Raw genomic sequence first — 19,191 nt, 5'->3', positions numbered from 1 at the left:
GACCGTCTCAGCCGTCGGTCGAATCGATCGACGTCGACGACTGCGAGCGCGAGCGGCTCCTGCCTGCCGCCGTCACCCCCTCGAGCACGCGACTCCCTGGCACCTCGATCGCTCGCTCGCGATAGGCCTCGTAGCGTTCTCGAGCGGCCCCGCCGGCGAAATTCCGGTCGGCGAAGGGCCGCGTTTCGATCAGGACGAGCGACTCCGACCCGTCGAGGGTCTCGAGAAGCGCCTGGGTCCCGGCTCCGACCACGAAATCGGCGAGGACCGTCACGCCGGCGTCCCGAATCAGCGTCTCGACGCTGTCCCGTTCCGCCGACGAGAGCGGCGCGAACGGTTCGGTTTCGACGATGTCGACGCCGAGCGATCGAGCCGTCTCGGCCGCGGCGTCGCCGCTCGAGACCGGGCCGACCGATGGGTCGACCCCGGCCGCTTCGAGCCGGGCGAGGACGCCGGCAGCGGCGGAGCCGGAGCCGAGGACGTGCACGCGATTCGGGAGCGCCTCCGTCCCGCGGTCGGCCGCGAACGCGGTCACCGTTTCGGTTCCCGTCACCGGGTTCGGCGTCACGACTGCGTTCGCGTCGAACGAGTCGGCAAGCGCGTCGCCGGTCAACACGTTCGACGGCGAGCCGTCCCTCGAAACGGCTCCGTCGGCGAGCAGTACGAGGCGATCGCAGTACCGGGCAGCCAGGTCCAGATCGTGAATCGCCGCGACCACGGTCCGTCCCTCCGCGACCAGTTCGCGGACGAGTTCGAGGGTTTCGACCTGATGATTGATATCGAGACTCGCCGTCGGTTCGTCGAGCACCATGGCCGGCGTTTCCTGGGCGATCGCGCGCGCGAGCACGACGCGCTGTCGCTGGCCCCCGCTGATCTCGTCGATCGGCCGGCCGGCAAACTCGGCCGTGCGGGTCCGCTCGAGGGCGCGCTCGACCGCGGCGCGGTCTTCGGGTCCCGGCGAGGAGAACCGGGAGCGGTGTGGATGCCGTCCCATCTCGACGACGTCGCGGACCGGGAAGGAAAACGAGAGCGACGTGTCCTGGGGCACGACGGAGACGAGCCGACTCGAGGCTCGCGAGGAGACGCCGTGAACGTCGACGCCGTCGATCCGTACCGTTCCCGAGTCGGGCTCGAGCGCGCCGCTGATCGCCCGCAACAGCGTGGTCTTTCCGGCCCCGTTGGGTCCGATGATACCGACGAACTCGCCGGGATCGATCGTGAGGGAGATCCCCTCGAGCACCGAGAGATCGCCGAACGCGAGCGAGCAGTCGTCGATCGTAACTGTCGTCGGGCCGGGAGCCGAACGGGCATCGGTATCCGGCGAGCGTTCGGCGGGGGTCCGGTCGGGTCCCGTCATAGCGATTGCACCTCCCGTCGGGTGAGCAAGAAGAGGAAGAACGGAGCGCCAAGCGCCGCCGTGATGATTCCGACCGGGACGACGGCGGGGCCGGTCCGGGCGATCGTGTCGGTCGCGACCAGGAACGACGCGCCGGCGAGCGCGCTGGTCGGCAACAGGATTCGATGATCCGGTCCGACGATGAGCCGCATGACGTGTGGGACGACGAGCCCGACGAAGCCGATGATGCCCGCGACCGCGACGCCGGCGGCGGTAATGACGCTCGCGAGCGCGAGCAAGAGCAGTTTGGTGCGTTCGACCTCGATGCCGAGGTGGTGTGCGTCCTCTTCGCCGAGCAGGAGGACGTTCAACTCCCGTCTGAACGCACACAAGACGAGGACACCGACCAGCGTGATCGGGAGGGCGAACGCCACGTCGCTCCACTGGCTGTTGTTGAGATGGCCCATCATCCAGAAGACGGCTTCCCGCAGCGAGTCGCCGCTGTGGACGAGCATGTAGGAGATCAGCGCGCCGAGGAAGGCCTGGACCGCGACGCCGGCCAGCAACAGCGTCGCGACCGGCGTCCGACCGCCGTCGGTCGCGATCGCGTAGACGAGAAACGCGGTTCCGAGCGCGCCGACGAACGCCGAGAGGTGGAGCCCACCGAACGGGAGCAGCGCCGGAAACGCGATCGCGGCGACCGCGCCCGCGGCGGCACCGGCGGACACCCCAATGATCGACGGGTCCGCGAGCGGATTTCGAAAGAACCCCTGCATCACCGTCCCCGCTGTGGCGAGTGCGAGCCCGACCGTCGCCGCGAGCGCGATTCGGGGGAGCCGAACCCGCTCGACGATGATCTGGCGGGTCGCCGGCACGTCGAACGAAAAGATCGCGGCGTACTCGAGTGCCGGAACCGGAACGGAGAGGCCGAAGACGGGAACCGAAACGCTGTCGACCGTCACACCCGCGGGGACGACGATCGCGTTCAACATCGCCATCGCGACCGTCACGAGGTCGATCCTGACCGGGCCGAGTGCGGCGCTGGCGAGCACGACGACGACGAGCACGACGAGCAGTGCTGCCGACCACGCCGCCGTTCGGGCCGGTCGGTACATACTCAGCAACCAATCTTGCAGTAGGCAAATATTTGTTGAAGTGGGGTGGAGGTTGGAGCGATGCGACGATACCGACCCGTTCTCTTGGCCATCCTGATCGCCGTCTCGGCGTTCGCTCCCGTTGCAGCCGGGCAGTCGAACGGCGGCGCGGAATCGACCGTCGACTGTGAGTTCCCACTCGAGGTAACCGACGCCACGGGCGAGACGATTACGCTCGAGGAGGCACCCGACTCGGTCGTGGCGCTCCAGCCCAGCGACGCCCAGACGGTGTTCGAAATCGGTGCCGAGGATCGGCTCGTCGGCATGCCCGACAACCCGGCGACGAGCGATCTGCCACTCGGCGATCGAACGCCAGTCACCGACACCTACCAGCTCGTTCCCGAGCGGGTGATCGATCTCGACCCCGATCTCGTCCTGGCCGCCAACGCGACGGACGGCCAAAACGTCGAGCAACTCCGCAACGCCGGGCTCACCGTCTACCACCTCGACGATGCCGGATCGATCGACGACGTTCGCGACAACGTCCGGACGGTCGGCCAACTCACCGGCGAGTGCGACGGGGCCGAGGAAACGGTCGACTGGATGGACGAGCAACTCGAGATCGTCGACCGGACGCTCGAGGACGAGGAGCGACCGCTGGCGTACTACGCGATGGGTGACGGTTATACTGCCGGAGCGGAGACGTTCATCCACGAAGTCCTCACGACGGGCGGCGTCGAAAACGTCGCCGAACGCGAGGGGATCGCGTCCTACGGGCAGATCAACCCCGAAACGGTCGTCGCCGAGAACCCCGAGTGGATCATCTACCCCGACGACAGGGACGAGCCGCCGATCCACGAGACCATCGAGGCGACGACAGCGTCCCAAGAAGGCAACGTCCACGCCGTCAACGCGAATCACATCAGCCAGCCCGCACCGCAGGTCGTCTACGCGATCGTCGACATCGTCGAAACGGTCCATCCCGAGGCCTACGAGCAGGCGAGCGCGGAACTCGAGGCGGCCGACGAGGGCGGTACGGAGTCCGCTGACGAGGGCGACACGGGGACCGACGGGAGTGGTGACGGGGCGAGCGGCGAGAGCATGCCCGGCTTCGGCGTCGCCGCCGCTGTGGTCGCGCTGGTGGCTGCTACCGGTTTCGTTGCGCGGCGACGTTAATTCCGTATTTCGCCGTCGGCCCCGATTTCCTCGGTACGATCTCCCGTCTCGCTCCGACGTATCGTTTTGAAAAGGGTTTACTCGCCGGACCTCTCAGGCAAGTGCATGGTCGAGAACGTCATCTGGCCCGCCTATCTCGATGCGGACCTCTCGCGGGCCGAGGGCCGGCGCGTGGCCGAGGATCTGGCAGTCGAGGAACCGACGGTCGACGAAATCGCGAAGGCCATCCAGCAGATCGGGTACGACGCCACGATCGAGCGGGACAAAGCCTACTCGCGGGAGCCGTGGGCCGACCGGGGCCGGGTCGTCGTCCGCGGAGCCGACGACTCGACGAAAAACGACCTCGTCCAGGCCGTCGCGGCGTACGTCGTCGCGATGCGTGAGTAACATGCATCGGGTTGGCACGGTCGTCCGTACTGCGCAGGGGCTCGCAATCCTGCGAGCGGACGAGGTCGACGGCGGCGAGAGCGCCACCGACATCGACGGCCACCGTGACGATATCGGCACGATGGTCATCGACGACGATCTCGAGGAGGTCGGTCGCGTCGTCGACGTCTTCGGCCCCGTCTCGAGACCGTACCTGGCGGTGACGCCGGATGCAGGCGTTCACCTGCCGTCGCTGGTCGGTTCGACGCTGTACGCGCGGTAGCCCGTCGTTCCGGGCCCGCCTGCCGCGGTCGCCGTGTGCTGGTTCCGTCCGGAGGTCGGCGCTCTTTTTTCGGTGACCTGGAAGTGGAAAAGCCAATACGAGCGGGGTACAAACGCCGCGGCATGAACGATCGGACCCGGATCCTCGCAGCCGTCGGCGTGACGGTCGTCCTCTTTCTCGGCATCCAACTCGGCGCACTGGCGCTCGTCGAGCCGTTCACCGAATCGGAACGGCAGGCCGTCGAGAACCCGGAGGATCCGACCAACAGCATCCTCTACGTCGGCGTCATGCTCGTCGCGACCGGGCTCATGCTCGCCGCCTTCAAGTACGACCTCGACTGGCTCATCAGGCTCTTGCTCGTCGCCGTCAGCGTGATGATCTCGTGGTACGTCTTCGCCGAACTCGTCCCGGCGGTGGTCGGGCCACTCGTCTCGGCGGAGATCGCGGCCGGTCTCGCGATCGGTGCCTCGCTGGCCGTCGGCGCGGCCCTCCTGTGGTATCCGGAGTGGTACGTCATCGACGGCACCGGGATCGTGATGGGTGCCGGTGCTGCCGCCCTCTTCGGGATCAGCTTCGGTCCCCTCCCGGCGCTCCTCTTGCTCTCGGTGCTCGCCGTCTACGACGCGATCAGCGTCTACGGCACCGAACACATGCTCGACCTCGCCGAGGGCGTCATGGACCTCAAGATTCCCGTCGTCCTCGTCGTCCCGATGACCCTTTCCTACTCCTATCTCGACGCCGGCAGCACCGACGACGTCCTCGAGGACGGCGGCGTCGAGGCCGAGACCAGCGACACTGCCGCCGACGAGCACACGGAACCCGCCGAGACCGACCACACCGATGCCGACACAGCCGACACCGATGGCCAGGACGAGGGAGGCACGCTCGAGCGCGATGCGCTCTTCATCGGCCTTGGCGATGCCGTCATTCCGACGGTGCTCGTCGCCAGCGCGGCCGCCTTCCTCGATGCCGGCGTGCTCGCAGTTCCCGGACTCGCGGTGAATCTGCCGGCACTCGGTGCCCTCCTCGGGACGCTCGCCGGACTGCTCGTGCTCATGTACATGGTCCTCGAGGGACGCGCACACGCCGGGCTGCCGCTGCTCAACGGCGGCGCGATCGGTGGCTATCTGCTCGGCGCGCTCGCCGCCGGCCTCCCGATCGCGACTGCGATCGGCATCTAATGGCGGTCGACGGGCTGAACGGCCTGACCGCCTCGGCGTGACCCCGAACCGCTTACGAGTCGGTGCTCCCGTTCCAGTCGCCGCCCTCGACGATTTCGACCTCGAGGTCGTCGTAGCTCTCGAGGCCCTGGACCAGAGTATCGATTCGCGGTTGTTCGGACCCCTCGGGGAGCAGGTCGTCGGTGGGATAGATGGCCGCGACGACGATGTGATCGTCCTCGTGCTCGCGTTGAACGATGTCCAGCGTCACGTCGATCGCGTACTGATTCTGGAGGGTCGCCGTGCCGCCGTACGACTGGATCGGAAACCGCTCGCCAAGCGCATCGAGCGCGCGGCCCCCGACGGCGCGGTCGAGCTCGAGTCCCTCGTAGTGGCCCTGGATCCGGTCGGCGAGCTCCCTGTTCGAGAGGTCGCTGACGGGGTTGAAATCCTCGCCGGCGATACTGACCTGTGGCGTCGTGATCACGCCGAACACGCCGGCTCGGAGCGGGTCGTCGCCGAACTGCTCGGTCGGCAGCTCGATCGATCGATCGTACAGACTGAGATAGCTCGTCGCCTCGATGTCTTCGCCGCCGACTTCTTCCTCGTCGACCCGTCTTCTGGTCCCCTGGTACTCGTAGCCGACCTCACCGGCCGCGTCTTCGTCGACGCGGGCCGGTGCCGCGGTAAACGTCGTCGCCTCGTCGGCGATCCCGCTGAGACAGCCAGCCGCCGTGCCGACACCACCGGCCGCGAGTACCCCGATGAACAGCCGTCGTTTCATCTCACTCACTCCGACCAGCGTCGAAGGAATAAGCGCCCCGGTGGTCTTCACTCCGTGATGACCGTCTCGAGCGTTGCAGCGGCCGCTTATAGCTCGACCACCGAGACGCCCCGAATCTCGAATCTGGCCCCGCCGTCGCTCCCCGCCGTCGCCGAAACCGACCAGCCGTGTGCGTCGGCAACCTCCCGAACGATCGCGAGGCCAAAGCCTGATCCGCCCGCGCTCGAGTAGCCCGACTCGAACACCTGCTCGCGTTGGTCGGCCGGAATCCCCGGGCCGTCGTCTTCGACGTAGAACCCATCGAGGGCGGCCAGCGCATCCGGTCCGTCCGCGACCGCTTGCTCAAGCGAGTCCCCGTCCCTCGTCGCATCGGTCGCGGTCTCGGTCCCGTGCTCCGGTTCGAGCGCTCCGATCTCGATCTCGGTATCGGTGCCGGCATGTTCGACGGCGTTTCGGAACAGGTTCTCGAAGAGATGACTCACGACCGAGGCGTTCGCACGGATCGCGACGTCCTCGACGACCGAGACGCTCGCCGATTCCGTCCGGACGGTAGCCCACGCAGTTTCGACGGCGGCCGCGAGCGGGATCGGTTCCGTCTCCTCGACGTCGTCGATCGTCACGAGCGCCAGCGCGTCGTCGATGATCGCTTCCATCCGTTCGAGCGAGGAGCGCAACGCGTTCCCCTCGCCGTCCGCGGCCCCGAGATCTATATCGTCGTTCTGCGCGACCGTCTCTGCCTGCGCCAGTGCGACCGACAACGGGTTGCGGAGGTCGTGGGAGAGCAACTTCGCGAACGCCTCCATCCTGTCGGCCTGCTCCCGAGTCCGCTCCTCGAGTCGCCGTCGCTCGGTGATGTCGACGTGCATGACCAGGACGAACTCCTCGCCGTCGGTCTCGTACGGCGTCGCCCGCATCATGTACCAGCCCTCCGCCGCCGGCGTATGGCAGGGGTACTCGAGGGAGAACGCCTCGCGATCCCCGTCGAGAACTGCTCGAATCCCGCGTGCGGTCGCAGTCGCATCGGCGTCGTCGCTGTCCTCACAGACCGCGAGGTAGTTGGTCCCGACGCCACCCGTCCCTTCGGCCAATCCCTGTTCCGTTCCAAACGAGTTCCACGACGCGTTCGTGTAGACGATCGTTCCCTGATCGTCGAGAATCGCGACGCGTGCGGGCAGGGCGTCGAACCCGGCAGCGACGAACGAACCTGTCCGTCTCATTGATAGTCGTCGGTGCGCCACCTACTTGAGCGGTGTCACCGACCACACGGTCGGAACGCGTGAACCAACGGTGGGTCGGGTATACTTCAGCAGCCACTGCTCTTTGAATACGCTGAGATCCCGGTGAATCACTCCGTCCGTCGGTAGCAGCCGGGATAGCCATCCGTTCGCGATCGCCGTTCGAGACGAGCGGCCCCACCGATCGGGCGACCGGTACGTATCACTTACCCGACGGCAGCCGGTACGTCGATCCGTCGTCCGTGTCCTGGACTTCGATTCCCAGCGCCTCGAGTTCGTCGCGGAGCTCGTCGGCGCGCTCGTAGTTGCCGGTCTCCCGTTCCCGTTCGCGGACCTCGAGGACGAGGTCGACGACGTCGCCCGCGAGTTCCGCGGAGCCCGTCGTCTCGCCGGTAAAGGAGAGGCCGAGCACGCCGCCGAGTTCCTCGAGGGTCTCGACGGCCTGCCGGAGCCCCCGGTAATCGTAATCGTCGACGCCGTCACGGTCCCCGTCGACCGCCTCGAGGTGTCGGTTGATCGCCGTCGTGATCGACAGCAGTGCGGACTGGGCTTCGCGCGTATTGAAGTCGTCGTTCATCGCGGTCGTGAACGCCTCCCGCGCGCCCTCGACTTCCTCGCGCAAGGACCTGTCTTCGGCTTTCGAACTCGCCGCCGGGGAGTCGAGGGCCTCGAGGGCCGCCTCGTAGCCTCGCTCGAGTTGGTCCCAGCGCTCCCGGGCCTCGGCGATGGTCTCGTCCGAGTAGAGCTGTTTGCTATTGTACGAGCCGGCCGTCAGGAACGTTCGCACGACGTTCGTCCCCCAGCGATCGATCGCTTCCGCGACCGTGACGAAGTTCCCCAGGCTCGAGGACATCTTCTCCTCGTCCATCTGGAACAGTTCGCAGTGGAGCCAGTAGTTGGCGAACTGCTGGTCCGTCGCGGCTTCCGATTGAGCGATCTCGTTTTCGTGGTGGGGGAAGACGAGATCCCGGCCGCCGACGTGGATGTCCAGCGTCTCGTCTAAGTGGGTCATGCTCATCGCGGAGCACTCGATGTGCCAGCCGGGCCGTCCCTCGCTCCAGGGCGAGTCCCAGGTCAGCCCCTCGGGCGGGTCGTCGCCGTGGTCGACGCCCTCGTGGCGGTGCTCTTCGACCGCGTCGGGGTCGACGCCACCGGCCTTCCAGAGCGCGAAGTCCGCCGGATTGCGCTTCTCCGTCCGCTCGTCGGGGTCCCCCTGTGATTCGATCTCGTCGAGTTCCTGATTCGAGAGTTTGCCGTACTCGTCGAAACTGCTCACGTCGAAGTAGACCGAGCCGTTGGACTCGTAGGCGTAGCCCTTCTCGATCAGCGTCTCCACGAGGTCGATGATCTCCGGGACGTGCTCCGAGACGCGGGGGTAGACTTCCGCACGCAACAGATTCAGCGACCGCATGTCGTCGATCGTCCGCTGGATGTAGCTCTCGGCGACCGCGGACTCGCTCTCGCCGAGGTCGTCTTCGCCGACGCGAGCGACGATCTTCTCGTTGACGTCGGTGAAGTTCTCGACGTGACGCACGTCGTAGCCGAGATGCTCGAGCCAGCGGTGCATGACGTCGACGTGGACCCACGAGCGTGCGTGGCCCAGGTGTGGCGGGTCCGAAACCGTCAGGCCACAGTAGTACAACAGGACGTTTTCGGGATCCCGTGGCTCGAACGGCTCCGTTGTGCCCGTCAACGTGTTCGTCACGTGCAGGGTCATTACGAAGGTCTACCTGCGGCCCGTAGTTAAACGGTTGGATGAAGCGGTCGGACCCTCGAGCGGAAGCGGCCCGCGCTGGCGCGGCTTCGGCGGCCCTGTGCTGTCAGGTTCGGGCCGGATACGTGACATCGCTCTCGAGTTCGAGCCCCTCGAGGAACTCGCGTCCGCGACTCTCCCCGTGACGTACCAGTTCGTCGATGAACTCCGGATCCCGGTCGAGTTTGCTCGCGTGGTGATAGCCTCGCAGTTCGATCCGTCTGATCGTCGTCGTCGTGTACTGTGGGTGATCGAGGTGGCCGTCGGCGATCCACCGGTTGATCCGCTCGACGACCGCCAGTTCCTGGTTGAGCGAGAGATTTCCGGCGAGTTCGTTGCGCCGGTCTGCGATCTCGAACGGCGTCGTGGGAGTGTCCTCGCGGGTCTGTGGGTTGATCTGGATCACCCACAACTCCTCGGGCGTTCGCTCGACGGGACCCGACATCAGGTCCTTGACCGGCGGGTTCTGGGAGAACAGCCCGTCCCAGTGTGCCGTCCCATCGATTTCGACGGCTTCGAACAGCATCGGCAGCGCGGCCGACGCGAGGACCGCGTCGATCGTCACGTCGTCGTTGGTGAACGTCTCGAACTCGCCGCCCTGGACGTCGACCGTGCCGACGACGAGTTCCGGCGTCCCGACGCCGGTGAGAGCCGGGATCGCCTCGAAGTCGACGTGTCGCTCGAGGACACGGGCGAGGTGGGCTGTTCCCAGCTCCGAGACGGGCGAGTAGTACGGGCTCACCTGCGGGACTGCAGCGCCGGTGCTCTCCAGCCGGGAGAACGCCGCCAGCCACTCGTTGTACAGCCGATCGGGATACCCAGTCGCCGCGATATCGGTCCAGAACGACTCGAGGAGATCGGCTGCCGTCGGTTCGTCGGCGGAGAGCAATCCATACCAGACGGCGAGCGCGTTGAACGCGCCCCCGGAGGTGCCGCTGATTCCCACGAGTTCGAACTCGTCGTCCCACGCTCCGTCCGACAGCCACGTTCGGAGGACGCCGGCAGCGAACGCGGTATGGCTGCCACCGCCCTGGCAGGCGATCGCGACGCGGGTCGGAGTCACACGGTCGCCGTCGTCGCTCAGTCCGCTGGAATCGTCCGCCTCGCTCGGTCGGGACGTCACCGACGCTGTCGTATCGCTCATACGTCACCGATTAGGTGTCAGTAACAAAGAAAGCGCTGCCGGGCACGAACGTAGATCGGAGACCGCGTCGTGGACAGTCCTCCGGGGTCGGTCCGTCACCACCCGAACGCCGACGCCGTCTCAACGCGGTCGACGCGGCGACGCTATCGGGGATAGAAGTCTCGACGCGCCGCTCGAGGGGGCCACATCATCCTCGCGTCGGGTTGCTCACCGCGTTCTCGAGTGCCCCCTCGACCGTCCGAAGCGCGTCTGCACCCTCGAGGCGATCGACCACGATTACCATCGTTCCATCGGCGATGCCCGCCGCTTTCGGGGAACTGTCCGCAACCGAGAGCCGCGCGAGCACCGCTGCGAGATCGGCCGGTTCGACGTCGCCGGTCGCGATGATGGCGGTCCGATCACCGCCACAGGGCCCGAACGCCGTGCCACCGATGGTGACGAGCGCGTCGTCGATCGTGGCCTCCGTCTCGCCCTCGAGCGGGCCGATCCCGCTTTCCATTCGGACGCGAACGTCTCGCGACTCGGTTTCGTAGCTCGGCAACTCGTCGGCGTAGCGCCGCAGCGCCGTCGCGATCGCGTCGGGCTCCCCCTCGACCGCGAGAAATCGGGCGGCGGCGGTGTAGTTGACGACGTCGGCCCGCAGCGCGGTCAGCAAGAACGGATGCTGGGTGACCGCTCGGCGCGTCTCGGCTGCCAGTGACATGGTGGGGACCGCGTCTCGAGTCGGCATAAAATCGCGCCATTTCGTCCACGATGATTCCAGGCGTTCCGGTCCGTCCCGACTCGAGGGGACGGTGGAACCGGTTCGCCCGGCAGTATATATCGCTCGAGTCCCTCGTCACAGCCATGAGCGAATCCGAACCGGAACAGTCCTCCGAAGACGCCGTCCGCGAAGCCGTCTCGCTGTTCCTCCGACGGAACTTCCCCCAGATCGAACTCCACGGCGGCGACTCGTCGATCACCGACGTCGACCTCGACGAGCGCCGCGTCTCGATCAATCTCAGCGGTGCGTGTAGCGGCTGCGGCGTCAGCCCGATGACGACCCAGGCGATCCAGCAACGGCTGCCGGCCGAGATCGACGGCATCGATCACGTCTCCGTGAGTACCGGCCTCGACGGGCTGGCCGAACAGGGCTCGTCCGGTCCGGATGTCCCACCCGATACGCCGTTTTGATGCCATGGCCCCCTCCTCCGGACTCCTGTCAGTCAGCGTCGGCCCAGCCGCGACCCGCCCTGGGAGTGTGTCGGGACCCAGCGACAACTGCCCGTTTCACTGACTGCGACCGCGGTACTTTTGCCGCGAGCGCCGTAGTCTCTCAGTATGGAGCCAGCAGCCGTCGAAGATCTCATCGAATCGAACCTCGAGGACGCGGACGCGACGGTCACCTACGCGCGGGACGAACACGACGAGGACCACCTCGCCGCGACGGTCGTCTCGCCGGTGTTCGATGGACTGGCGCTCGTCCAGCAACACCAGGAAGTGTACGACGCGCTGGGTGATCACATGACGACCGACATCCACGCCCTCGAACTCTCGACGTACACGCCCGAGGAGTACGCGGAACTCGAGGTCGAGTAGTCCGGACCGAATAGACCGCGCCGTTCGCTCCCGCCCCTCCGCTCGCAGTCTCGTCGCCGTTTCTCGCGCTGGGTACCGACGGACGGATCGAAGGGTCGGTCGCTCGGTCCGTCCAATCGGGACGACGCCGCCCGCTTTCACGCCGTGAAACGACTGCGAGGGCCGATTCTTCCCTGAAGGAATGAAATCACAGTCCCTCATGCAATATTTTCTGGACAATTATATAATTATGTGGCCAGAATAGTGACGTATGGAATCGGCGTTGTGCGGGACGGAGGAATCGACCCGAATCGGCGGCCGGGAACGGGCGAACGCAGCAGTCACCGACACAGGCGGGTTCGATCGCGTTCTCGTCGCGGTCGACGGTGAGACGCCCGCTGCGGTCGGCCGGGTCGCGGTCGCGGAGGCCGCCCGACACGGCGCTCGAGTCGACGCGCTGTCGGTCGTCCGCATGACCGCGTCCGTCGACGGCTGGGACGTGGTCGTCGAGCGCCGGGAAGACAGCGCCGAGGCGGCGGTCGATACGGTCGGCGACGCGGCCATTGGAACCGACATCTCGGTCTCGAAACGGCTCCGCTACGGCGATCCGGCCGCGGAGATCGCCCGCTATGCCGACCACAACGACGTCGATCTCGTCGTGATCGGCGAACCGACCCGGACCGGCCTCAGCCGGTACCTCTCGCCGACCAGCGTCACCGACCGCGTCCGCCGGGCGTCGTCGGTGCCGGTCCTGACGGTCCCCGCCGACGATTGACGCTGCCGCCCGCTCGCCTACCGCGAGCCCCGACGGCGCTCGTCTTTCCGGCCCGTCGGGCCCGCCAGACGGAACTTTCCGGGCCCGACAGTGGCCGTCCCGGTTGTCCCTACGCTCTCCGATTCCGGCGGAACCGTGGTTTTATATATTTACGTTGACACTACTCCGACATGGAGACGCTTCATCCCCGCATCAGGCTCATCTGGATCGCCCGCGGCGCGATCGCGGCGATCGTCCTCGCCGTCGCCCTCCTCGCCCTCGACCAGTGGCGAGTCACCGTTCCGGCGCTCGCGATCGCGGCCGCCGTCGTCGTCGCACTGCTTCTCACCGTCGGCTACGCCGTCCGCCGCTACCAGGTCTGGCGGTTCGAACTGCAAGCGGACGCCCTCTATCTCGAGCGCGGCGTCGTCACGTTCGTCGAGACCGCCGTCCCGTTCGTCCGCGTCCAGCACGTCGACACGCAGTTCGGGCCCATCGAGCGGGTGCTCGGCCTCTCGAGCGTCGTGGTCTACACGGCCGGCTCCCGGAACGCGGACGTACGGATTCCGGGATTGACGCCCGATCGAGCACGGAACCTGCAGGACACGCTTCGCGAACTGGCCGTCGAGAGCGAGGCCGAGGACGCCGTCTAACATGAATCGGCTGCACCCACTCAGCGCGGTGTCGATGGCCCTTCAGCGCGGCGTCACCGGATTCTCGATGCCGTTTTTCGTCGTCATGATCCTCTCGAGTTTCGTGGACGCAGTCGATATCGGCTGGGTGTTCTGGCTGGCTCCGATCGGGCTCGTCGTCGGCGTCGGCTACGGCCTCGCGTACTACTACCGGTTTACGTACGCGATCACCGCGGACACCTTCGACGTCACCTCGGGCGTGTTTTCGCGGCGATCTCGCGAGATCCCCTATCGTCGTATCCAGAACGTCGACGTCTCGCAGGGCGTTCTCCAGCGGGTCCTCGGGCTCGCCGTCGTCTCGATCGAGACCGCCGGCGGCGGCGACACCGAGGCGACTCTGAACTACGTCGCCGAGGACGAGGCCGAGCGTCTCCGATCGGAGATCCGCCGGCTGACGGCCGGGGCCGAGGAACCGCCGGTCGACGGTCCGACGGATTCGGCCGCGGCCGCCGACACGTCACCCGCCGCCGAACCCGGGCCTGACGACCGGCCTCGAGACGCCGACACACCGATCCCCCTGTTCGACCTCGAGTTCCGGGAACTCGTCCTCTACGCGACGACGTCGTTTCGCTGGGGAGCCGCGATCTTTCCGGTCATGCTGGTCGTGTTCCTGCAGAGCGCGGACTCGGATTCGCAGGCGGGAGCCGTTCCTGCGTTCGTCTTCGACGTTGCGCATCCCTTCGGCGGCCCGGCGTCGCTCGACGGTGCCGCGGTCGGTCCCCTCCTCGTGTTGATCGCGATCACCGCTCTCCAGTGGGCGGCCGTCACGTACGTTGCGAGTGCGATCTACACGGTCGCGAACTACTACGGGTTCCACCTCGGACGGGCAGGGGACGATTTCGTCTACGAGCGCGGACTGATCCAGCGCTATAGCGGCTCGATCCCCGTCGAGAAGGTCCAGTCGGTCACCGTCACCGAGAACCCGCTTCAGCGACTGGTGGGCTACGCCGGGCTGTGGGTCGAAACTGCGGGCTACGGCCCCGATAGCGGCGGTGGCAGCCAGTCGGCCGTTCCGCTGGCCGGGTCCGATCGCGTCTACCGGTTCGCCGAGACTCTCACCGGCATCGAATCGCCCCGGTTCCGGAGTCCACCGACGCTGGCCCGCCGGCGCTACCTCGTCCGGTACGCCATCATCGGGGCGATCCTCGTCGCTGCGGCCGCCGGACTCGCGCAGGTCTCCAGCCTCGAGCGCTGGTATGTCGCCGCAATCGTCTTCGTTGCGGTCCCGCCCGCAGCGCACCTGAGGTACGTCAACCTCGGGTACGCCGTCGGTGACGACCACCTCGTGATTCGGACCGGGTTCTGGAAGCGGCGGACGACCGTGATCCCCTACTATCGGATCCAGACGGTCTCGACGCGGCGGTCGATCTTTCAGCGCCGACTCGGGCTCGCATCGCTGGTCGTCGACACCGCCAGTTCGCGGACGTTTTCCTGGGGGATGCCGACGATCTACGACGTCGACCTCGAGACGGCACGCGAACTCCAGGGAACTGGCCGGGAACGACTTCAGTCGGCGCTGCGCGAGCGCGCTCGCGGGGACGATCTCGGGCTTTCGGTGGATTTTACCTGACCGGCCCCGAGGCTCCGCGTATGGCAGACGGAGACGACTACCGAATCGAGGAGGACAGCCTCGGCGAGATGCAAGTGCCGGCGGACGCCTACTGGGGTGCACAGACCCAACGCGCCATCCAGAACTTCCCCATCTCGGGGATCACGTTCAGCCGCCGGTTCGTCCGCGGGCTCGGCGTCGTCAAGAAGGCCGCCGCACAGGCCAACCGCGATCTCGGCCTGGTCGACGACGACGTCGCCGAGGCGATCATCGAGGCCGCCGACGAGGTCATCGCCGGCGAACACGACGACCAGTTCCCGGTCGATATCTTCCAGACCGGCTCGGGCACCTCCTCGAACATGAACGCCAACGAGGTCATCGCCAACCGCGCCGCCGAGATCATGGGCTCGGGGATCGGCGACCGCGTCGTCCACCCCAACGACCACGTCAACTACGGCCAGTCGAGCAACGACGTCATCCCGACCGCGATGCACGTCGCCTCCCTCGAGGCCGTCGAGAAAGACGTCATCCCCGCGCTCGACACCCTCCGCGAAGCGCTCGAGGAGAAAGAAGAGGAGTTCGACGACGTCATCAAGACCGGCCGCACGCACCTGCAGGACGCGACGCCGGTCACGCTCGGCCAGGAGTTCTCGGGCTACCGCACGCAGGTCGAGAAGGGACTGGCCCGCGTCGACCAGGTGCGTGACCACCTCGGCGAACTCGCGCTGGGCGGGACCGCGACCGGGACCGGCCTGAACACCCACGAGGAGTTCCCCGGCCGCGCCGCCGAGTACATCACGAAAGAGACCGGCGTCCAGTTCCGCGAGGCCGACAACCACTTCGAGGCCCAGGCGGCCCACGACGCGATGAGCGAGGCCCACGGCGCGCTTCGGACGGTGGCGGGCTCGCTGAACAAGATCGCCAACGACCTCCGACTGCTGGCCTCCGGGCCGCGCAACGGGCTCGGCGAGATCGAGCAGCCGGAGAACCAGCCCGGCTCCTCGATCATGCCCGGCAAAATCAACCCCGTCGTCGCCGAAGCCGTCAACCAGGTCCACAAGCAGGTCGTCGGCAACGACGCCGCCGTCTCGGCCGGCGCTGCGGAGGGCCAGATCGATCTGAACCTCTACAAGCCCGTGCTGGCCCACAACTTCCTCGAGTCGGCCGAACTCATCTCGAACGCCAGCCAGGTCTTCGGCGAGCGGTTCGTCCGAAAGCTCGAGGCCAACGAGGAGTACTGCGCCGAGCGCGTCGAGCAGTCGATGGCGATGGCCACCTCGCTGAACGTCCACATCGGCTACGACAAGGCCAGCGAGGTCGCCAAGACCGCGCTCAAGGAGGACAAGACCGTTCGCGAAGTCGTCCTCGAGAAGGGCTACCTCGACGAGGAGGAAGCCGACGAGGTGCTCGACCCGCGGAAGATGGCCGAGCGCGGCATTCTCGGACAGGACGACTGAGCCGACAGCGGTCGATCGAGTCGTGACCGATCACCGATCGACCGGATCAAGTTGTGCCTGATCGAGCGGATCTTCGATGTCGCCCATCACCGCCTCGAGCAGGTCGGTCACGGTGACCAGCCCGACGACGTCCCCGTCTTCGATGACTAAAGCGAGTTCCTGATTCTCCGCCTGGAACTGATCGACCGCGTCGCTGACGTCCGCGTCGGGCGAGAGCGTCATCGGTGGGGCCGCCAGTTCGGCGAAGTCGATGTCGCCCGCGGCCAGTTTCTCGCGGTGGCGGACGAAAACCGGTGCGTAGACGATCCCGCGGAAGTCGGTCATCGTCTCGCCGACCAGCGGATACCGCGTCTGCGGGCGCTCTTCCATCTTCCGGAAGTTTTCTTCGGGGGTGGCCTCGGTCGACAGCGAGACGATCTCCTCCGGCGGGACCATGACTTCCTGGATCGGTTGCTCGCCGATAGCGAACGCGTTCATCACCTCCTCGCGGCGTTCCTCTGAGAGGTCGCCTTCCTCGAGAACGGACCCGAGTCGATTCCGGAGGTCGGCCCGCGATTCGATGACGTCCTCCTCGGTCTCGAGCCACGCCCCTGTCATCTCGATCCCGAAGAGTTTGAGCGTCAGTTTCGCGATCCCGTCGCCGAGCGTGATGACCGGCGAAATGATCCGGTAGAACCAGTACAGCGGTGTGGCTCCGTACCGACAGACCAGCCGCGACCGTTCGACGCCCAGATACGTCGGCGTCTGTTCGCCGTGGGTCAGGTGGACGAGGTTGATGATGAGGAACGCGAGGATCGCCCCGCTCCCGATCGTTGCCAGCGCCGTATTCTCGAAAAACGGCTCGAAGATGGCCGCCAGCGCCGGTTCGGCGACGATCCCGACGGCGATACTCGAGGCCGTAATCCCCACCTGGCACGTCGTGAGATAGAGTTCGAGATCGTCGGTCATCTCCCACGCTCGCTGTAGTTTGGGGGTATCACCGACGAATTCCTCCTCGCTGAACTGCCGCGCGCGTGTCAACGCGAACTCGATGGCAACGAAGAAGGCGTTCGCCAGGATGAGCAACACGCCTGCGAACAACCGCCCGCCGATGACGAGCGAATTCATGACCGTATTGTTACCCGGGGAGACACAAATTCGATGCGGTTTCCGTTCGAACGAAATCGCTCGTCGATCCTCCAGGTACCAGCGGTGTGACAGTCCATCGACCGGTGTGTTCACACGAGTCACTGCGTTCGCGACCTACCAACAAACGGAATACTCGATGTCGAGTAAATCCGCCGTTCGAACACTCTTTTTTCCCGGCTCGTCGCGGACAAATCGGGGTATCGAGCCCGAATCAACGCGGAATACGGCGGAATAAAAGAACCCAAGGGGTTTTGGTGGATGCTCGCGTCAGACGAAATATGCACACCTGTCGTAACTGCAACCAGTCGTTCCAGACCGAACTCGCCCTCGAACTCCACCGGGATACGTGCAAAAAGGGACAACTCTTCTGTCAGGTATGTGGGGAGCGATTCCAGGAAGGAAGCGCGACCCAGGATGGCTGGCACTACGAGTGTCCGAACGAGGACTGCGAGGGTGACGGACTCCAGCAGGACCTCTATCGCGTCGAGGACGTCCGAACCGCGACCCACTAACCGCCGAACCGTTACTCTCGTGTCCTCAGGCGTCGTGATCGCGGAGGGACAGCCGTCGGAACAACTACCGGGTGGTGTCATCGCTTTCGGGTTCGGAGACGGCGTAGGTCCGCTCGAGATACGCGAACAGTTCACCGACGATCGCCGGTTCGAACGTCCAGAACCCGTAGTACTGGCCGGGATCCCGTTCCTCGGCGACCAGGGCACACTGATGCAGATCGTTCCCGCCGCCGTCGAACACGACGAACCAGAACGCCCCGAGTTCGCTCTCGGCGTCCGTGATGACCGTCACGGGGTCGGGAAACGCCACGTCTCGCTGATCGTCGAGGAACACTGCGACGGTGATCGATTCGCGGTTTCCGAACCGTTCGTAGATGTCGGCCTGTGCACGGAGCGCACCAGCCCGCTGGAAGCCCGCGTACAATCGGCCGCGACCGACGCGCCAGGCCCGTTCTTCGATTTCACGAGACGTAGCGATCATCTGTCGACGGCTGTACGACGAAAACAGCGTGTTCTCGAGGAATCGGAACAGCTCCGCGTGATCGTGATCGGTGTCGGCGAGTTCCCACGGCGGATGACTGTCGGGTGAGAGTATCGCCTCGAAGTGATCGATTCCCAGTGCTCCCTGAAATTCTCCGTCGTCGGTTCGGATGATTACGAACCCGGTCTCGTCGAGCGATCCCAGGGGGTGGTGGATTACGTCGACGTTGCGCGTGTCGAACTGGTGTCGGAGCTCGGTGATGACCGACTCCTCGTCGGTGTGTATCTCGAGCGTTTTTCGCCGTCGTGTGACGGGTTCGAAACTCTCTCGAAGCGAGTGCATGGCAGCTAGTCCCCGATCCCCAGCGCGTCGACCACCGGTTTCGGGATCGTCGTGTCGGTGACGGTGTTCGTCTCGCTGTCGAATCGAACGAACCCGACCTCGGCGAGTCGGGGGAGGATCGCGTGGTAGAGTTGAATACGGATCCGTTCCCGGTCGGCTGGTGTGGAAATCGTCTCGTCGCTACTGGCCTCACTCGCGGCGAGAACGTCGGCGAGCTCGTCGAACGTCGCCCTCGGATGGTCGTGAAGATAGATAATCGCGTTTCGAGCGTGACGATTCCCGAGGGTGCGGATCACGTCGTCGACCGCCATCTCACCGGACGCTGATTGGAGGGCAGAGATGTCCACCATGTTGTGATCGTAGCCCATTAGTTGTCGTACGTTAACTA

The 19,191-nt window shown here is 66.0% G+C and carries 20 protein-coding genes and 1 pseudogene; 11 read left to right on the top strand and 10 right to left on the bottom strand.

Annotation, left to right across the window (positions count from 1 at the left end):
• Positions 1–7 precede the first annotated feature (7 nt).
• Positions 8–1,225, bottom strand: a pseudogene (locus J0X27_RS00740) (ATP-binding cassette domain-containing protein); the annotation flags it as partial.
• Positions 1,226–1,353: 128 nt separating this feature from the next.
• Complete coding sequence (btuC, locus tag J0X27_RS00735) at positions 1,354–2,451, bottom strand: vitamin B12 ABC transporter permease BtuC (protein ID WP_207270601.1); 1,098 nt, start codon at positions 2,449–2,451, stop codon at positions 1,354–1,356.
• A 60-nt stretch (positions 2,452–2,511) separates the two neighbouring features.
• On the opposite strand from btuC, the gene J0X27_RS00730 reads away from it, so the two are divergent.
• The 4 genes from J0X27_RS00730 (at position 2,512) to J0X27_RS00715 (ending at position 5,436) form a co-directional block, all read left to right on the top strand.
• Positions 2,512–3,606 (top strand): PGF-CTERM-anchored ABC transporter substrate-binding protein, encoded by a 1,095-nt coding sequence (locus J0X27_RS00730; protein ID WP_207270600.1) that lies wholly within the window; start codon positions 2,512–2,514, stop codon positions 3,604–3,606.
• A 105-nt stretch (positions 3,607–3,711) separates the two neighbouring features.
• Positions 3,712–3,993, top strand: a complete 282-nt coding sequence (gene srp19, locus J0X27_RS00725; protein WP_207270599.1) for a signal recognition particle subunit SRP19 — start codon at positions 3,712–3,714, stop codon at positions 3,991–3,993.
• 1 nt (position 3,994) lies between these two features.
• Positions 3,995–4,255 (top strand): H/ACA ribonucleoprotein complex subunit GAR1, encoded by a 261-nt coding sequence (locus tag J0X27_RS00720; protein ID WP_097379117.1) that lies wholly within the window; start codon positions 3,995–3,997, stop codon positions 4,253–4,255.
• Positions 4,256–4,377: 122 nt separating this feature from the next.
• A complete protein-coding gene (locus tag J0X27_RS00715) occupies positions 4,378–5,436 on the top strand; it encodes a presenilin family intramembrane aspartyl protease PSH (protein WP_207270598.1) in 1,059 nt (352 codons plus the stop codon).
• A gap of 52 nt (positions 5,437–5,488) precedes the next feature.
• Here the strand turns inward: J0X27_RS00715 and J0X27_RS00710 are convergent, their stop codons facing one another.
• The 5 genes from J0X27_RS00710 to J0X27_RS00690 form a co-directional block, all read right to left on the bottom strand.
• A complete protein-coding gene (locus J0X27_RS00710) occupies positions 5,489–6,199 on the bottom strand; it encodes a DUF6517 family protein (protein ID WP_207270597.1) in 711 nt (236 codons plus the stop codon).
• Between the two features lie 86 nt (positions 6,200–6,285).
• Positions 6,286–7,416: a sensor histidine kinase gene (locus J0X27_RS00705; protein ID WP_207270596.1), complete on the bottom strand. Its 1,131-nt coding sequence runs from the start codon at positions 7,414–7,416 to the stop codon at positions 6,286–6,288.
• A gap of 220 nt (positions 7,417–7,636) precedes the next feature.
• On the bottom strand, positions 7,637–9,151 hold the full coding sequence (gene cysS, locus J0X27_RS00700) for a cysteine--tRNA ligase (RefSeq protein WP_207270595.1): 1,515 nt from the start codon (positions 9,149–9,151) through the stop codon (positions 7,637–7,639).
• Between the two features lie 103 nt (positions 9,152–9,254).
• A complete protein-coding gene (locus J0X27_RS00695; RefSeq protein WP_207270594.1) occupies positions 9,255–10,331 on the bottom strand; it encodes a patatin-like phospholipase family protein in 1,077 nt (358 codons plus the stop codon).
• Between the two features lie 187 nt (positions 10,332–10,518).
• Positions 10,519–11,034, bottom strand: coding sequence for a DUF7523 family protein (locus J0X27_RS00690; RefSeq protein WP_224214699.1), 516 nt, complete (start codon positions 11,032–11,034; stop codon positions 10,519–10,521).
• 143 nt (positions 11,035–11,177) lie between these two features.
• Here J0X27_RS00690 and J0X27_RS00685 point away from each other — a divergent pair, with 143 nt between their 5' ends.
• The 6 genes from J0X27_RS00685 (at position 11,178) to J0X27_RS00660 (ending at position 16,340) form a co-directional block, all read left to right on the top strand.
• Positions 11,178–11,504, top strand: a complete 327-nt coding sequence (locus J0X27_RS00685; RefSeq protein WP_207270592.1) for a NifU family protein — start codon at positions 11,178–11,180, stop codon at positions 11,502–11,504.
• 147 nt (positions 11,505–11,651) lie between these two features.
• Entirely contained in the window at positions 11,652–11,909 is a 258-nt protein-coding gene (locus J0X27_RS00680; RefSeq protein ID WP_207270591.1) for a BolA family protein, read from the top strand.
• Positions 11,910–12,159: 250 nt separating this feature from the next.
• The gene (locus J0X27_RS00675; protein WP_207270590.1) at positions 12,160–12,663 is read left to right on the top strand and encodes a universal stress protein; all 504 of its coding nucleotides are present in this window, start codon (positions 12,160–12,162) and stop codon (positions 12,661–12,663) included.
• 170 nt (positions 12,664–12,833) lie between these two features.
• Positions 12,834–13,295: a PH domain-containing protein gene (locus tag J0X27_RS00670; protein ID WP_207270589.1), complete on the top strand. Its 462-nt coding sequence runs from the start codon at positions 12,834–12,836 to the stop codon at positions 13,293–13,295.
• A 1-nt stretch (position 13,296) separates the two neighbouring features.
• On the top strand, positions 13,297–14,904 hold the full coding sequence (locus tag J0X27_RS00665; RefSeq protein ID WP_207270588.1) for a PH domain-containing protein: 1,608 nt from the start codon (positions 13,297–13,299) through the stop codon (positions 14,902–14,904).
• A gap of 20 nt (positions 14,905–14,924) precedes the next feature.
• Positions 14,925–16,340: a class II fumarate hydratase gene (locus J0X27_RS00660; RefSeq protein ID WP_207270587.1), complete on the top strand. Its 1,416-nt coding sequence runs from the start codon at positions 14,925–14,927 to the stop codon at positions 16,338–16,340.
• 30 nt (positions 16,341–16,370) lie between these two features.
• Here J0X27_RS00660 and J0X27_RS00655 read toward each other — a convergent pair whose 3' ends face one another.
• Positions 16,371–17,447 (bottom strand): CNNM domain-containing protein, encoded by a 1,077-nt coding sequence (locus tag J0X27_RS00655; RefSeq protein ID WP_207270586.1) that lies wholly within the window; start codon positions 17,445–17,447, stop codon positions 16,371–16,373.
• Positions 17,448–17,746: 299 nt separating this feature from the next.
• Here J0X27_RS00655 and J0X27_RS00650 point away from each other — a divergent pair, with 299 nt between their 5' ends.
• Positions 17,747–17,980 (top strand): HVO_2901 family zinc finger protein, encoded by a 234-nt coding sequence (locus tag J0X27_RS00650; protein ID WP_097379103.1) that lies wholly within the window; start codon positions 17,747–17,749, stop codon positions 17,978–17,980.
• A gap of 64 nt (positions 17,981–18,044) precedes the next feature.
• Here J0X27_RS00650 and J0X27_RS00645 read toward each other — a convergent pair whose 3' ends face one another.
• The gene (locus J0X27_RS00645) at positions 18,045–18,803 is read right to left on the bottom strand and encodes a DICT sensory domain-containing protein (protein ID WP_207270585.1); all 759 of its coding nucleotides are present in this window, start codon (positions 18,801–18,803) and stop codon (positions 18,045–18,047) included.
• A gap of 5 nt (positions 18,804–18,808) precedes the next feature.
• Positions 18,809–19,171, bottom strand: coding sequence for a DUF7344 domain-containing protein (locus J0X27_RS00640; RefSeq protein ID WP_207270584.1), 363 nt, complete (start codon positions 19,169–19,171; stop codon positions 18,809–18,811).
• Between the last annotated feature and the right edge of the window lie 20 nt (positions 19,172–19,191).

Source organism: Natrinema longum (assembly GCF_017352095.1).
In the GTDB taxonomy this organism is placed as follows: Archaea; Halobacteriota; Halobacteria; order Halobacteriales; family Natrialbaceae; genus Natrinema; species Natrinema longum.
The sequence above is the reverse complement of the archived record's forward strand: the minus strand, read 5'-3'. Positions and strand labels throughout refer to the sequence as shown.